A 14,534-nucleotide genomic window follows, 5' to 3' on the forward strand; every position below is an offset into this window, starting at 1 on the left:
CGGAGGTCCTGTCAATCAGGAGCGGTCAATCGGGGGCCAGCATGTAGCCCGCGCCGCGAATGGTCTGCAGGTAGCGGGGCTGCTTCGGATCGGCCTCGATCTTGCGGCGCAGGCGGGTGATCTGCACATCCACGGCCCGTTCCTGCGCACCGGGCTGGTCGGCGCTGGCGCCACGGCCCAGCTCTTCGACCAGCTGCTGACGCGACAGGGGTTCGCCCGGATGGGCCGAGAAGACCCGCATCAGCTGCACCTCGGTGGCGGTCAGGCGCACGGGGGTGTCACCGGCCCAGAGCTCTGCCCGGTCGACATCGTAGCGCACCTCGCCCAGGTGCAGCACCTTGGGCAGGGCGCGGGTGGCGGGGCTGTCGGGCACCCGGCGCAGGATGGCGTTGATGCGCAGGGCCAGCTCGCGCGGCTCGAAGGGTTTGACGAGGTAGTCATCGGCGCCTGCCTCGAAGCCACGGATGCGGTCCTCGGATTCGCCACGGGCGGTGAGCAGCAGGATCGGGGTGCGGATCTCTTCGCGCAGGCTTTCGGTCAGGCTGATCCCGTCCTCGCCCGGCATCATCACGTCCAGCACGATCAGGTCGAACTCCAGCCCGGCCAGCAGGCGGCGGGCATGAACGGCGTCGCGGGCGGTGGTGATCAGGAAGCCCTGCCGCTTGAGGAACCGCGCCAGCAGATCGCGGATGCGTTCGTCATCATCGACGATCAGCAGATGCGGGTCCGGGTCGCTCACGGGGTGTTCTCTCGCAGGGCGGCATGGGACTGGCGGATCTCGCCGTCCATCAGCGCTTCCAGTACCTGGCGGAAGCCGGCGACCGCCTCGGGGCCGGCCTTGCGGTAGGCGTCGCGCATCCACTTGCGCTGCGCATCCGACAGCTTCTGTTCCAGCGCCGCACCCTCTTCGGTCAGGTAGAGATGCCGTTCGCGCTTGTCGGCCCGGCCGACTCGGCTTTCCACCAGCCCGTCGGCGATCAGGGTCCGCAGCACCCGATTGAGGCTCTGCTTGGTCACGCCGAGGATCATCAGCAGCCGGTTCACGTTCATCCCCGGCGCACGGGCGATGAAGTGCAGCGCCCGGTGGTGAGCCCGGCCATAGCCGGTGCCTTCGAGGATCTGATCGGGCGCGACAGTGAAACCGCGATAGGCAAAGAACATCGCCTCTATGCCCTGACGAAGTTGTTCATCCGTCAGGAAAAGGAGCGAGTCTCCGACCTGGACCTCAGACATGGTGCCTCCCATCTTGCTGGCCTTATGGCTGGCCCTGTTGCTGGTTCCTTGTGTGGCCTCGGGACGATAGGCGCTCGGCCCGATTTAGCCAAGCCTCCGCCTCGGGTGGTCCGAGAATAAGTCAGGCTTGTTGACATTCCAAGAATCAAAAGTTACCAAACCCCCGTTGAGACGAAATATTATGCCCGCTTCGGACCATTTCGGCGCAACATATGAAAATTTTGATGTCAGGAGGTTGCGATGTCTGCATATGACGACCGCGACGGCAAGATCTGGATGGACGGCAAACTGGTGGACTGGCGCGACGCCAATGTACACCTGCTGACCCATGCGCTGCATTATGCCTCCTCCGTCTTCGAAGGTGAGCGCTGCTACAACGGCAAGATCTTCAAGGGGGTGGAGCATTCCGAACGGCTGAAGAAATCGGCCCAGATGCTGGACTTCGAGATCCCCTATTCCGTGGAAGAGATCGAGGCGGCCAAATACGCCATGCTGGAAGCCAACGGCTGGACCGACGCCTATGTGCGCGCGGTTGCCTGGCGCGGTGCCGGTGAAGACATGGGTGTCAGCGCACGGCGCAACCCGGTCCGCCTGGCCATCGCCGGCTGGGAGTGGGGCAACTACTACGGCGACGCCAAGATGAAGGGCGCCAAGCTGGATATCGCCAAGTGGAAGCGCCCCTCGCCCGAGACGATCCCCGTGCATGCCAAGGCCGCCGGTCTCTACATGATCTGCACCATGTCCAAGCACGCGGCCGAGTCCAAGGGCTGCTCTGACGCGCTGTTCATGGATTACCGCGGCTACGTTGCCGAGGCGACCGGCGCCAATATCTTCTTCGTCAAGGATGGCGAGGTGCATACTCCGCTGGCCGACTGCTTCCTGAACGGCATCACCCGTCGCACGGTGATCGACCTGCTGAAGCAGAAGGGCATCACGGTGCACGAACGCCACATCATGCCCGAAGAGATGGAAGGCTTCGAGCAGTGCTGGCTGACCGGCACCGCCGCCGAGGTGACCCCGGTGGGCCAGATCGGCGATTACACATTCGAGGTGGGCGCCATGGCCAAGGATATGGTCGAGACCTACGAGAAGCTGGTCCGCGCCTGATCCGTCAGCGCTTGCGCTTCAACACTTGCGATTCAGGGGGCTCCGCGCGGCGGGGCCCCTTTTGCCTTTCCCATCCCTCCATCGCCCATCTTGCCCGCTCCGCTCCCGCCGTGATCCGACGGATGCGCCTCGACATCGGCCCGTACCTGGGCATGGGCGACAAGGGCGAAGATCAGCGTGCCGCCGATGACATTGCCCGCCAGCGTCGGCAGCCAGAACTCGCCCAGCACGGCGACCAGCCCCTCGTTGCCGAGGAAGACGAGGTAGAGCACCTCGACCGTGCCGGCGACAACGTGGGGGAAGTCCCCTAGCGAGATGATCCAGGTGGCGAGGAAGATCAGCGGCAACCGGGCCTGCGGCGCCGCCGCCATGGCCCAGACCAGCGTGGCGATCAGCCAGCCCGAGACGATGCCGCCGGCGAACATCTCGCCCGCGGGCTTGCCGATCAGGTGCAGCCCGATCTGCGCGAAGCTTTCCGAGGTCTCGGCATCGAAGAGCGGCATCCAGGCGAAAACCGCCGCGGCCACCGCACCGCCGATGGTATTGCCCGCCAGCACGATGCCCCAGAGCCGCAGCACCCGCCACAGCTTGGACAGGCGCGGCTGGGACATCAGCGGCAGCACCGGGGTGACGGTATTCTCGGTGAACAGCTGCTGCCCGGCACAGATGACGAAGATGAAGCCGACCGTGTAGCCCATGGCCTCGAAGAGAAAGCCGACCTCAGTCTCGGGCAGATGCGCATGCAGCAGGCCGCGCGCCATGAAGGAGGTCGCCATGGTGATGCCGCCCGCGATGGCGGACCACATCAGCGCCATGCCGTCGCGGTCCATCTCCTTCTCGCCGGCGCGGCGGATCACCTCGTGGACGGCGGCGGCGGTCGAGGGCAGATGCGGCTCGAGCTCCTCGACATCGGCGGCGTCCGATTGCGGGGCCAGGTGGCCGGAGTCTCGGTCGTCGGAAAGATCGGTCACGGCGGGCTCCAGTCACATCTGTTGTACAGATGGAACGCCCCCGGAGAGACCGGGTTCCGCCACGAGGCCGGGCCCGAAACGCGAAGGGGCGCCCCGCAGGACGCCCACTCTCGTACCGTGCGCCGGATCAGGCGGCGACGAACAGCCCCTCGGCCTTCACCTTCTCGTAGGCCTCGTCGAGGCTGAGACGGGCGCGTTCGATCAGCGTATCGACTTCCTCGTTGGTGATCACCAGCGGCGGAGAGATGATCATCCGGTCGCCCACGTGGCGCATCACCAGGTTGTTGGCGAAGCAGCGCTCGCGCACCATGTAGCCCACCGTACCGGCAGGGGCGGCGAACTTGGCGCGGCTGGCCTTGTCCGGCGTCAGCGCAAGAGAGCCCATGCCGCCAACGATGTTCGCCTCACCCACCATCGGGTGATCGGCGAGGCTTTGGAACTTTTCCTTCAGGTAGGGCGCGGTCTGGGCGCCGAAACGGGCCACGACGCCCTCTTCCTCCAGGATGCGCAGGTTCTCCAGCGCGACGGCCGCCGCGACGGGGTGACCCGAGTAGGTATAGCCGTGGTTGAACTCGGTCGCGCCGATCACGGCGGCGACCTCGTCGGACAGGATCGAGCCACCGATGGGCTGGTACCCCGAGCTGAGACCCTTGGCGATGGTCATGATGTCGGGACGGATACCCACGGTTTCAGAGCCGAACCACTTGCCGGTGCGCCCGAAGCCGCAGATCACCTCGTCCGCGATCAGCAGAATCTCGTACTTGTCGCAGATGCGCTGGATCTCGGGCCAGTAGGTCGCGGGCGGCACGATGACGCCACCGGCGCCCTGGATGGGCTCGGCGATGAAAGCCGCGACCTTGTCCTCGCCCAGCTCCAGGATGGCCTTCTCCAGCTGCTGCGCGCGCTCCAGGCCGAAGTCCTCGGGGGACATGTCGCCGCCTTCGTTCCACCAGTCGGGCTGGTCGATGTGGTGGATGCCGGGGATCGGCAGACCGCCCTGGGCATGCATGCCCTTCATCCCGCCAAGCGAGCCCGAGCCCACGGAAGAGCCGTGATAGGCATTCCAGCGCGAGATGATCACCTGCTTCTCGGGCTTGCCCTTCTCGGCCCAGTAGGTGCGGACCAGGCGCAGGTTGGTGTCATTCGCCTCGGAACCCGAGGAGGAATACATCACGTGGTTCAGATTGCCCGGCGCCAGCTCCGCCAGCTTCTTCGACAAGGCGATGACCGGCACATGGGTCGTCATGAAGAAGGTGTTGTAATAGGGCAGCTCGCGCATCTGCTGCGCGGCGACCTCGGCCAGCTCGTCGCGGCCATAGCCGATGTTGACGCACCACAGCCCCGCCATGGCGTCGAGAATGGTCTCGCCGTCGCTGTCGGTCAGCCAGCAGCCGTCGGCGCGGGTGATGACACGGGCGCCACGCTCTGCCAGCTCGGCCTGGGTGCTGAAGGGATGGACATGATGCGCCGCGTCCAGAGCCTGAAGCTCTGCCGTCGGCAGGTGGTTGCTGATCTTGTTCATGCTGGAATCCTCGAACTCCGCCCGCAAAGGGCGCTCGAATCCAGAATATGATCAAATTGATCAGTGTCAATCGAATCGCGGCACTTCAGAGCGCGCGAAGGATCATCTCCATTCCCTGCTCCAGATCGCCCTGCATGGCGCGGGCAGCGCCCTCTCCATCGCCTGTTTTCAGGGCGGAAAGAAGATCCTTGTGCATGTCCGGCAGGTTCCGCGTGCCGAAGGCGCCGCAGACCACGCGCAGCGAGGGACCGAAGCGCAGCCAGAGCCCCTCGACCAGCTCGGCCAGGATCGGCGCCTCGGCGATACGGTTCAGATCAGAGTGGAAACGGTGGTTCTCGACCAGGTAGTCATGCACGTTTCCGCGCCGGATGGCGTCGTCCAGCGCCATGTCGATTCGCTCCAGCGCGGCCACGTCGCGCGGCGTGATCCGGGCGCAGGCACGGCGCGCCAGCTCGGGCTCGAGGCCCCGGCGGGCGGTCAGAAGCTGCTCGATCTCGGATTGGCCAAGCTGGGGGACGGAAATCCGCCGATTGCCGCGAAACTCGAGCGCACCCTCGGCCATCAGCCGGCGCAGCGCCTCTCTCACCGGGGTCATCCCGGCGCCGAGCTCGGCCACCAGCCCCTGGATCGTCACCGCCTGCCCAGGCTCGAACTGGCCAAAGAGCACACGGGCCCGGAGGGTCCGATAGACCACTTCATGGGCGGGCAAACCCGCCCCCTGCCGCTCGTTCTGCGCCTCCTGGGGGGTGATCCCGCCAGATGTGGCCTCTGCTGCCTGCAAATTACTCACCTCGGACCAAACCTCCGTTCTCGCAGGCCATCTTGCACGGCTTCCGGCCGCATGAAAACATCTTCATGTTGCCAGAAGCCCTGGTTTTTGATCAAAATCCAGGGGCGAGGGGCGAAAGACCCCGAAATACGCAAACGGGAGAGTATATCATGAAGACGATTCTTGGCCTCACGGCCGCGACCCTCGCGCTTGGAGCCGTCATGGCCCAGGCTGAAGAGGTCCATGTCTACAACTGGTCCGACTACATCGACGAAGAGCTCCTGTCGAAGTTCGAGGAAGAAACCGGCATCAAGCTGGTCTACGATGTCTTCGACAGCAACGAGCTGCTCGAGACCAAGATGCTGGCCGGCGGCTCCGGTTACGACGTCGTCGTTCCCACCGGCACCTTCCTGCAGCGCCAGATCATGGCCGGCGCCTTCCAGCCGCTGGACAAGTCCAAGCTGCCGAACCTGGAAAACATGTGGGACGTGATCGAAAAGCGGACCGATGTCTACGATCCCGGCCACGAGTATTCGATCAACTACATGTGGGGCACCACCGGCCTCGGCGTGAACGTCGGCAAGGTCCAGGAGATCCTGGGCGAGGACGCGCCGATGAACTCGCTGTCGCTGATCTTCGATCCGGCCAACGCCGAGAAGCTGGCCGAATGCGGCATCATGATGCTCGACGCCCCGACCGAGACGGTGCCCGCCGCGCTGACCTATGCCGGCTGGGACAACCCCGACGACAAGTCCGACGAGGCCCTGGCCAAGGCACAGGAAGTGCTGACCGCCGTGCGTCCCTTCATCCAGAAGTACCACAGCTCGGAATACATCAACGCGCTGGCCAATGGCGATGTCTGCGTCGCGCTCGGCTGGTCCGGCGACGTGCTGATCGCCCGTGACCGTGCCGCCGAGGCCGACAACGGTGTCGAGGTGGGATACTACATCCCCACCGAGGGTGCGCTGATGTGGTTCGACATGATGGCGATCCCGGTCGATGCCCCGAACCCCGAGGCGGCGCATACCTTCCTGAACTTCATCATGGATGCGCAGAACATGGCCGCGGCGTCGAACTACGTCTACTACGCCAACGGCAACAAGGCCTCCCAGGAATACCTCATCGAGGACGTGATCGGCGACAACGCCATCTACCCCGACGAGGCGACGCTGGAGAACCTCTACACGGTCACGCCCTTCGACCTGCGCTCTCAGCGCAAGCTGACCAAGCTCTGGACCGAGGTGAAGTCGGGTCTCTGATCCCGCCTCGCCATCCTTCCCGCGCCATGCCCCCATGGCGCGGGATCACTCATGCCTAGGAGCCCGGCCCGCGCATGCCCCAGACCGTCTTTGCCCCCTGGGAAGATCCCGAGGAGAAGCCGCTGATCCGCTTCCAGAACGTCACCAAGAAATTCGGTGACTTCACGGCGATCCACAATATCGACCTCGATATCTACACCCGCGAGTTCTTCGCTCTCCTGGGCCCCTCGGGCTGCGGCAAGACCACCCTGATGCGGATGCTGGCAGGCTTCGAGACGCCCACCTCGGGCAAGATCCTGCTGGGCGGAGAGGACATCGCCGCGACGCCGCCGAACAAGCGCCCGGTGAACATGATGTTCCAGAGCTACGCGCTGTTTCCGCATCTGTCGGTCTGGGACAACATCGCCTTCGGCCTGAAGCGCGAGGGCCGCGACAAGAGCGATATCGAAACCCGCGTCGCCGACATGATGCGCCTGACCCGGCTCGAGAAATTCGCCCGCCGCAAGCCGCACCAGCTTTCGGGTGGCCAGCGCCAGCGCGTGGCCCTGGCCCGTTCGCTCGCCAAGGCGCCGAAACTGCTGTTGCTCGATGAACCGCTCGGCGCGCTCGACAAGAAGCTGCGCGAGGAAACCCAGTTCGAGCTGATGGACATCCAGGAGAAGACCGGCACCACCTTCGTCATCGTCACCCACGACCAGGAAGAGGCGATGACCGTCGCCTCCCGCGTGGCGGTGATGGACGAGGGCCAGCTCGTGCAGGTCTCGACCCCCGACCGGATCTACGAGAACCCGAACTCGGTCTACGTGGCCGATTTCATCGGCGACGTGAACATCATCAAGGGCAGCGCCAGCCAGTCCGGCGACAAGGTGCTGGTCAGCTGGGCCGAGGGCGCTTCGCCGCTCGTCGCCACCTCGACCGCCCTGCTGCAGAAGGACCAGACCTGCTACCTGGCCATCCGCCCCGAGAAGATCACCATCTCTTCCGAAGAGCCCGAGACCAGCAACAAGGTCCATGGCGAGATCATCGACATCGGCTACCTGGGCAATATCTCGACCTACCACGTCAAGCTGCCGACCGGAGAGATGATCAAGGCTCAGTCCACCAACACCCGTCGCATCTCGCGCCGCAATTTCACCTGGGAAGACAAGGTCTGGCTCAGCTGGTCCGACACCGCCGCCGTGGTGCTGGAGCGGTGAGCGTGCGCAGGCCCATCCCGCTGGACGACCGGCACGCCGGTCAGCGGGGGCTCTGCCCCCGGTCGGGCAAGCCCGACTCCCCCGGAGGTATTTCCAGCCTGGTGATGCAGCGGGACATGGCCCGGAAGGGCGGCCTCGTTTTGCCACAGGCGTTTGCACGCTCTCACTGGGAAAGTAGGCCGCTTCGGGGGCACGACCTGTTCCATCACCAGGCCGAAAATACCTCCGGGGGGAGTCTCCGGCACGGAGACGGGGGGCAGCGCCCCCCCGCCCCCCTCGGCACGAGCACCAGCGGAGGCATCCCATGCGCCGCCTGATCCTGATCGCCCTTCCCTATCTCTGGCTGCTGGCGCTCTTCCTGGTGCCCTTCCTGATCGTCGTGAAGATCTCGCTGTCGGACGTGGCGCTGGCGCGCCCGCCCTATCTGCCGCAGGTCGATTTCGCCGCCGGCTGGGCCGGGTTGAAGGACTTCTTCTCTCAACTCGACTTCGAGAACTTCGCCTTCCTGGCCTCGGATGACCTTTACTGGCGCGCCTACCTGTCGTCGCTGAAGATCGCGCTGATCTCGACCGTGCTGACGCTGCTGGTGGGCTACCCCATCTCCTATGCCATGGCCTCGGCCGCGCCCGAGTGGCGCCCGACGCTGATGATGCTGGTGATCCTGCCCTTCTGGACCTCCTTCCTGATCCGCGTCTATTCCTGGATGGGTATCCTCAGCCAGAACGGCATCCTCAACAGCTTCCTGCTGTGGACCGGGCTGATCAGCGAGCCGCTGACCATCATGAACACCGAGATCGCGGTCTATATCGGTATCGTCTATACCTACCTGCCCTTCATGATCCTGCCGATCTACGCCACGCTCGAGAAGCTGGATGTCTCGCTGATCGAGGCGGCCGAGGACCTGGGCTGCTCGCGCGCTTCGGCCTTCTGGCTGGTCACCATTCCGCTGTCGCGGCCCGGCATCATCGCCGGCTGCTTCCTGGTCTTCATCCCTGCCCTCGGCGAATTCGTCATCCCCTCGCTGCTTGGCGGCTCGGGCACGCTGATGATCGGCAAGGTGCTGTGGGAAGAGTTCTTCAACAACCGTGACTGGCCCGTGGCCTCGGCGGTGGCCGTGGTGCTGCTGCTGATCCTGATCATCCCCATCGTGCTCTTCCAGCGCAACGAGCAGAAGAACCGGGAGGCCGGCAAATGAGACGGATGAGCGCTTTCAACGTGGTCTCGCTGACCTTCGGCCTGGCCTTCCTCTACCTGCCGATGCTGATCCTGGTGATCTACAGCTTCAACGCCTCGAAGCTGGTCACCGTCTGGGCCGGCTTCTCGACCCGCTGGTACGGAGAGCTGATCCGCAACGAGGCCTTCCTCGACGCCGCCCTGGTGACGCTGAAGGTCGGGCTGATCTCTTCGACCATCGCCACGGTGCTGGGCACCATGGCGGCCTGGATCCTGGTGCGCTCGGGACGTTTCCTGGGGCGGACGCTGTTTTCCGGCATGATCTACGCGCCGCTCGTCATGCCCGAAGTGATCACCGGCCTGTCGCTGCTTCTGCTCTTCATCGGCATCGGGCTGGATCGTGGCGTGCTGACCATCGTGCTGGCCCATACCACCTTCTCGATGTGCTACGTCTCGGTGGTGGTCTCCTCGCGGCTGGCCTCCTTCGACATCTCGCTGGAGGAAGCGGCGCTGGACCTCGGCTGCACCCCCTGGCAGAGCTTCCGGCTGGTCACCCTGCCGATCATCGCGCCGGCGGTGGTCTCGGGCTGGCTGCTGGCCTTCACCCTGTCGCTGGATGACCTGGTGATCGCCTCCTTCGCCGCCGGCCCCTCGTCGACCACGCTGCCGATGAAGATCTTCTCGGCCGTGCGCCTCGGGGTCTCGCCCGAGATCAACGCGCTCTCGACCATCATGATCGGCATCGTGGCCATCGGCGTGATCATCTTCTCCCTGGCCTCGAAGCGGGCCTCGGTGCGGCAGATGCAGGAAGAGCGTGACGCGGTACGGGACGAAGCCTAAAGACCTCTCATGACCAATACAGAACGCCGGATTTATCCCGGCTACACCTACTCCCGCGCGCCCATCGAAACCTGCTACTGGTCCGAGGACGTGCCCGACGCCAGTCTCGAACGTCCCGTTCTCGAGGGCAGCCACCGGGTGCCGGTGCTGGTCATCGGCGGCGGTTTCACCGGGCTGAACGCCGCGCTCGACCTGGCCCGCGCCGGCGAAGAGGTGATGCTGATCGAGGCCCAGTTCCCGGCGTTCGGCGCCTCGGGGCGCAACGGCGGTTTCTGCTGCCTCGGCTCCTCGCGCGCCTCGGACCGGCAGCTGCGCCGCTTCGGCCCCGAAGAACCCGCCTCGGTGCGCCGCGCCGAGGCCGCCGCCGTGGCCCATGTGGAACGGCTGGTGAAGGATCTCGACCTGGACGTGGACCGCCACTCTACCGGAGAGACCATCCTGGCCCATTCGCCCAGGGCCATGCGCGCCCTGAGGCACGAGGCAGAGGCGCTTTCGCAGGCCTATGGCGTCACCTGCCGGGTGCTGGAGAAATCGGACCTGGGCTGCGAGGGGCTGGAGGGCCCCACCTGGCATGGCGGTCTGCATGTGCCCATCGGGTTCGCCCTGCATCCGCGCAAATACGCCGCCGGCCTGCTGGCGGCGGCCGAGCGCGCGGGCGCGCGCATCCACGGGGGCACACCTGCCCTGCGTGTCGAACAGGCGGCGACGGGCCTGCGTGTCACGACGCCTGCCGCCGAGATCCACGCCGACCGTGTGCTGATCGCCACCAATGGCTATACCGCCGAGAGCCTGCTGCCCTGGCTCAGGGGGCGGTTGCTGCCGGCGCAGAGCTCGGTCCTGACCACCCGCCGGATGAGCCAGGACGAGCTCGAGGCCCAGGGCTACTGGTCGCGTCAGATGGCCTATGAAGAACGGCGGCTGCTGCATTACTTCCACCTGACGCCGGACGGCCGCATGGTCTTCGGCCAGAGGGGCGGGTTGCTGTCCTCGCCACGGGTCGAAGCGAAGATCGCCGCCCGCGTCCGGGCCGACTTCGAGGCCGCCTTCCCCGCCTGGCGCCACGTCGAGACGCCGCACCACTGGTCCGGCATGGTCTGCCTGACGGCCTCGCTGACGCCCTATTGCGGACCGATCCCCGACATGCCCGGCGTCTTCGCCGCCTTCGGCTATCACGGCAACGGGGTGGCCATGGGATCTTACCTCGGGGCGCGGATGGCAGAGCTGTCGCGCGGAGAGACCCCTTCCGAGATCCTGCCCGCCGCCTTCGCCGCCCCGCCCCCGCGCTTCCCGTTGGGGCGTTTCCGCCGCGCCTTCCTGGCGGCGGAATACGGCATGGCGAAGCTCTTCGATCTGTGAAGGGCCCCGCCGTGCCAGGCCTGCGGCCCTAGCCTTTCACACCGGCCGAGATCATCACGGCCTCGGTCACGCGCTTCTGGAAGATCAGGTAGCCGATGATCACCGGGGCCGCGGCCAGCAGCGCCAGGGCCATCATCCGGGCATAGGCCACGCCGAAGGAATCCGTCACCTGGGTGATCCCGACCGGGATGGTCATCATGCCTTCGCTGGTCACCACCAGGAAGGGCCAGAAGAAGTTGTTCCAGGCCGAGATGAAGGTGATGATCCCCAGCGCCGCGGTGATGCCCCAGTTGAGCGGCAGGTAGAGCTTGAAGAGCAGCGCGAAGTCGCCGCCTCCGTCCAGGACCACGGCTTCGCGCATCTCTTTCGGGATGGCGTCGAAGAACTGCTTGTAGACGATGATCACCACCGGAACGATGAGCTGCGGCAGGATGATGCCCCACCAGGTGTTCACCAGCCCGAGGTCGTTCATCAGCACGAATTGCGCGACATAGAGCGCCGGAACCGGCACCATGAAGCTGCCTACCACCACCAGGTAGAGCAGGCGGCGGCCGGGGAAGCGCAGCTGCGACAGCGCATAGGCGCACATCATGCCGGTGAGCAGCACCACCGCGGTGATGATCAGCGAGGTCCCGACCGAGTTCAGGTACCAGACCGGCAGTTTCGAGTTCTTCAGGATCTCGACGAAGGCGGCGAAGTTGAGCTCGTCGATGAGCCAGCCGGCATCGGCGACGATGCGGTTCTCGCTGCGCAGCGAGGTGGTGAGTGCCCAGTAGAGCGGGAAGATCCAGATCGCCGCGGCGATCAGCACGAGGGTGGTGAAGGCGATGTTGCGGGCCTGCTTGATGGTGATCATTTGCGGCCTCCCATGCGCAGCAGCTGGAATTGCAGAACCGACAGCACGACGATGAACAGGAACAGCACCATGGCGATGGCCGAGGCGTAGCCTCCGTGGTTCAGCTGGAAGGCCTCGCGGTAGATCTGCATCAGCACGACGTAGGAGCGGTTGAAGGGCCCACCGTTGGACAGCAGGTAGACCTGGTCGAAGATCTTCAGCTGAAGGATCAGCTGCAGGGTCAGCACCAGCGCGATGACCGGCCAGAGCAGGGGCCAGGTGACGCGCCGGAAGCGCTGCCAGGCGGTGGCCCCGTCCAGGGCGGCGGCCTCGTAGAGATCGGCGGGGATGTTGCGCAGCCCGGCAATCAGCAGCAGCACGTTGAAGCCATTGGTCCACCAGATGGTCACCACGGCGATCATCGGCATCACCCAGTAGGGGTTCATGAACACCGGCACCGGCTTGCCGGTGATGGCGGCGATCACCGGCTGCAGGATGCCGAACTGGAAGTCGAGCATCCAGGCCCAGATCATCGTCACCACCGAGACCGGCAGCACGAAGGGCAGGAAGAACAGGGTCAGCACCAGGGCCTGCATGCGGCCCTTCAGCTTGCTCACCGCCAGCGCGATCAGCAGCGCGATCACCGTGGTCGGGATCACCGTCAGCAGCACGAAATAGAAGTTGTTCCACAGCGAGGTGTAGAACAGCCGGTCGTTCAGCAGCTTGGCGTAATTGCCCAGGCCGATCCACTCGCCCTTACCGATCAGCGGCGCATCCGTGAAGCTGAGCGCGATGACACTGAACGTCGGGTAGAGGAAGAAGGCGATGAAGATGGACAGGAACGGGGCAATCATCAGGAATGCCGTCCGGCGTTCTCTGCGCCGACGCTTGGGTGTCAACATGGGGGCCTTCCATCCACTTTGGTCTTCGGATGCCGGGGGCCGGCCCTGACGGGCAGGCCCCCGGCGGTCTCGATCAGTCCAGCAGCGATTGCAGCTGGTCTTTCATCTGTGCCGCAGCGTCTTCAGGGCTGAGGAAACCATGAACGGCAGGGGCGATCAGATTATCCACCGCATCGTAGATGGGCGAAGCCACACCGGCGATCTTCGAGCGCGGATCGAAGGCCGCGTTCTGTGCCAGCGAGGCATAAGTGGCATTGGGCTGCAGCGCGGCGTAGGCGTCGCTGTCGACCGTGGGCGTATAGGCGGGAATGTGGCCCGCACCGGCCCAGGCCAGCGAATGCTCCTGCATCCAGCCGATGACCGTCAGGACCGCGTCGCGGGTCTCGGCGGACATGTCGGGATCATTGGGGATGGCGAAGGCGTGGCTGTCCGCCCAGGTGGCGGGCTGCTCGAGCAACTGGGGCACCTCGTTGGCGAACCAGTCGAAGCCCAGGGTCTCGGCCTCGGCGGAATCCTTGAAGGTCGGGACCTCCCAGACGCCGTTGATGTGCAGCAGCGACTTGCCGCCCGAGAAGAGCGCCACCGACGCCTCGTAGGAGGCCTGCTCGGGGATCAGCCCCTCGGCGCGCCAGTCGGCCAGGATCTGGATCGACTTCACGGCCTTGTCCAGGTTGTCGCCGGCCAGGACCTCGCCATCGGTCAGCATCTCGCCGCCCTGCTGACGCATGAGGGTGTAGAACATCCGCCAGGTGCCGCCGCCGCCTTCGGACTGGAAGCTGAGCGGATCGCTGAAGCCCTGCTCCTTGGCCCAGGTCAACAGCTCGGTCATGTCCTCGACCGAGTCGAGGCCGGTGAGGTTGCCGTCGGCGTCCAGCCAGTCGGTGCCCTCGAGCGCGGTGCGGTTGTAGTAGGTGACCACGGCGTGGATGTCGAAGGGCACCGCCATCAGCGTGCCGTCATCGGTCGAGGCTGCGGCCAGCGGGGCCTCGAAGAAGTCACCGGCCGACAGGCCCGCGGTCTCGAGATCCGCCGCGGTGATCGGAGACAGCACGCCCTCTTCCAGCGCCAGCGGCAGGCGCGACAGGTGGTAGGTCATCACGTCGGGTCCCTGGCCGACGGCGACCGAAGTACGCACCTTGGTATAGAAGGGCAGGCCCCAGTCCAGAGTGGTGCCGTTGATCTGGATGTCGGAATGCTCGGCGTTGAACTCCTCGATCAGCGCCTTCATCCGCACGCCGTCACCGCCGCCGAGGAAGTCCCACCATTCGACTTCGACCTGCGCCATGGCCGGAGCCGCAAGGCCCAGGGTCAGCGCGGAGACCGCTGCTAATGTCTTGAAAGTCCGTTTCATGTTTTCTCCTCCTCCAAAAT

The 14,534-nt window shown here is 65.3% G+C and carries 14 protein-coding genes; 6 read left to right on the plus strand and 8 right to left on the minus strand.

Features of this window, described 5'->3' with window-relative positions; genetic code table 11:
* Positions 1–25: 25 nt before the first annotated feature.
* Entirely contained in the window at positions 26–739 is a 714-nt protein-coding gene (locus tag CRO50_RS01895; RefSeq protein WP_097144174.1) for a response regulator, read from the minus strand.
* Positions 736–1,233, minus strand: coding sequence for a MarR family winged helix-turn-helix transcriptional regulator (locus tag CRO50_RS01900; RefSeq protein WP_097144681.1), 498 nt, complete (start codon positions 1,231–1,233; stop codon positions 736–738). The genes CRO50_RS01895 and CRO50_RS01900 overlap by 4 nt, the downstream gene beginning before the upstream one ends.
* 240 nt (positions 1,234–1,473) lie before the next feature.
* Here CRO50_RS01900 and CRO50_RS01905 point away from each other — a divergent pair, with 240 nt between their 5' ends.
* Positions 1,474–2,340 (plus strand): branched-chain amino acid aminotransferase, encoded by an 867-nt coding sequence (locus tag CRO50_RS01905; RefSeq protein ID WP_097144175.1) that lies wholly within the window; start codon positions 1,474–1,476, stop codon positions 2,338–2,340.
* Between the two features lie 32 nt (positions 2,341–2,372).
* Here CRO50_RS01905 and CRO50_RS01910 read toward each other — a convergent pair whose 3' ends face one another.
* The 3 genes from CRO50_RS01910 to CRO50_RS01920 form a co-directional block, all read right to left on the minus strand.
* Positions 2,373–3,311: a formate/nitrite transporter family protein gene (locus CRO50_RS01910; protein ID WP_097144176.1), complete on the minus strand. Its 939-nt coding sequence runs from the start codon at positions 3,309–3,311 to the stop codon at positions 2,373–2,375.
* 127 nt (positions 3,312–3,438) lie between these two features.
* Positions 3,439–4,833: an aspartate aminotransferase family protein gene (locus tag CRO50_RS01915; protein ID WP_097144177.1), complete on the minus strand. Its 1,395-nt coding sequence runs from the start codon at positions 4,831–4,833 to the stop codon at positions 3,439–3,441.
* An 85-nt stretch (positions 4,834–4,918) separates the two neighbouring features.
* Positions 4,919–5,614, minus strand: coding sequence for a GntR family transcriptional regulator (locus tag CRO50_RS01920; protein WP_097144178.1), 696 nt, complete (start codon positions 5,612–5,614; stop codon positions 4,919–4,921).
* Between the two features lie 158 nt (positions 5,615–5,772).
* Here CRO50_RS01920 and CRO50_RS01925 point away from each other — a divergent pair, with 158 nt between their 5' ends.
* From CRO50_RS01925 to CRO50_RS01945, 5 genes are all read left to right on the plus strand, one after another.
* Positions 5,773–6,861, plus strand: coding sequence for a polyamine ABC transporter substrate-binding protein (locus CRO50_RS01925; protein ID WP_097144179.1), 1,089 nt, complete (start codon positions 5,773–5,775; stop codon positions 6,859–6,861).
* A gap of 74 nt (positions 6,862–6,935) precedes the next feature.
* On the plus strand, positions 6,936–8,057 hold the full coding sequence (locus tag CRO50_RS01930; protein ID WP_097144180.1) for an ABC transporter ATP-binding protein: 1,122 nt from the start codon (positions 6,936–6,938) through the stop codon (positions 8,055–8,057).
* 304 nt (positions 8,058–8,361) lie between these two features.
* Positions 8,362–9,252: an ABC transporter permease subunit gene (locus CRO50_RS01935; protein WP_097144181.1), complete on the plus strand. Its 891-nt coding sequence runs from the start codon at positions 8,362–8,364 to the stop codon at positions 9,250–9,252.
* A complete protein-coding gene (locus tag CRO50_RS01940; protein ID WP_097144182.1) occupies positions 9,249–10,070 on the plus strand; it encodes an ABC transporter permease in 822 nt (273 codons plus the stop codon). Before CRO50_RS01935 ends, CRO50_RS01940 begins: the two co-directional genes overlap by 4 nt.
* A gap of 9 nt (positions 10,071–10,079) precedes the next feature.
* Positions 10,080–11,426 carry an NAD(P)/FAD-dependent oxidoreductase gene (locus CRO50_RS01945; protein ID WP_097144183.1) on the plus strand — a complete coding sequence of 449 codons (1,347 nt, stop codon included), beginning with the start codon at positions 10,080–10,082 and terminating at the stop codon, positions 11,424–11,426.
* Positions 11,427–11,454: 28 nt separating this feature from the next.
* On the opposite strand, the gene CRO50_RS01950 is transcribed toward CRO50_RS01945, so the two are convergent.
* From CRO50_RS01950 to CRO50_RS01960, 3 genes are all read right to left on the minus strand, one after another.
* A complete protein-coding gene (locus CRO50_RS01950; RefSeq protein WP_097144184.1) occupies positions 11,455–12,282 on the minus strand; it encodes a carbohydrate ABC transporter permease in 828 nt (275 codons plus the stop codon).
* Positions 12,279–13,115: a carbohydrate ABC transporter permease gene (locus tag CRO50_RS01955; protein WP_232617777.1), complete on the minus strand. Its 837-nt coding sequence runs from the start codon at positions 13,113–13,115 to the stop codon at positions 12,279–12,281. Before CRO50_RS01955 ends, CRO50_RS01950 begins: the two co-directional genes overlap by 4 nt.
* A 121-nt stretch (positions 13,116–13,236) precedes the next feature.
* Positions 13,237–14,514: an extracellular solute-binding protein gene (locus CRO50_RS01960; RefSeq protein ID WP_097144186.1), complete on the minus strand. Its 1,278-nt coding sequence runs from the start codon at positions 14,512–14,514 to the stop codon at positions 13,237–13,239.
* Between the last annotated feature and the right edge of the window lie 20 nt (positions 14,515–14,534).

It is taken from the genome of Pseudooceanicola antarcticus (assembly GCF_900215355.1).
GTDB lineage: Bacteria > Pseudomonadota > Alphaproteobacteria > Rhodobacterales > Rhodobacteraceae > Pseudooceanicola > Pseudooceanicola antarcticus.

Coding starts and splice junctions, on each gene's coding strand:
- CRO50_RS01900 (WP_097144681.1), bottom strand. CDS start 1,233: ATGTCTGAGGTCCAGGTCGGAGACTCGCTCCTTTTCCTGACGGATGAA.
- CRO50_RS01905 (WP_097144175.1), top strand. CDS start 1,474: ATGTCTGCATATGACGACCGCGACGGCAAGATCTGGATGGACGGCAAA.
- CRO50_RS01915 (WP_097144177.1), bottom strand. CDS start 4,833: ATGAACAAGATCAGCAACCACCTGCCGACGGCAGAGCTTCAGGCTCTG.
- CRO50_RS01925 (WP_097144179.1), top strand. CDS start 5,773: ATGAAGACGATTCTTGGCCTCACGGCCGCGACCCTCGCGCTTGGAGCC.
- CRO50_RS01930 (WP_097144180.1), top strand. CDS start 6,936: ATGCCCCAGACCGTCTTTGCCCCCTGGGAAGATCCCGAGGAGAAGCCG.
- CRO50_RS01935 (WP_097144181.1), top strand. CDS start 8,362: ATGCGCCGCCTGATCCTGATCGCCCTTCCCTATCTCTGGCTGCTGGCG.
- CRO50_RS01940 (WP_097144182.1), top strand. CDS start 9,249: ATGAGACGGATGAGCGCTTTCAACGTGGTCTCGCTGACCTTCGGCCTG.
- CRO50_RS01945 (WP_097144183.1), top strand. CDS start 10,080: ATGACCAATACAGAACGCCGGATTTATCCCGGCTACACCTACTCCCGC.
- CRO50_RS01950 (WP_097144184.1), bottom strand. CDS start 12,282: ATGATCACCATCAAGCAGGCCCGCAACATCGCCTTCACCACCCTCGTG.
- CRO50_RS01955 (WP_232617777.1), bottom strand. CDS start 13,115: ATGATTGCCCCGTTCCTGTCCATCTTCATCGCCTTCTTCCTCTACCCG.
- CRO50_RS01960 (WP_097144186.1), bottom strand. CDS start 14,514: ATGAAACGGACTTTCAAGACATTAGCAGCGGTCTCCGCGCTGACCCTG.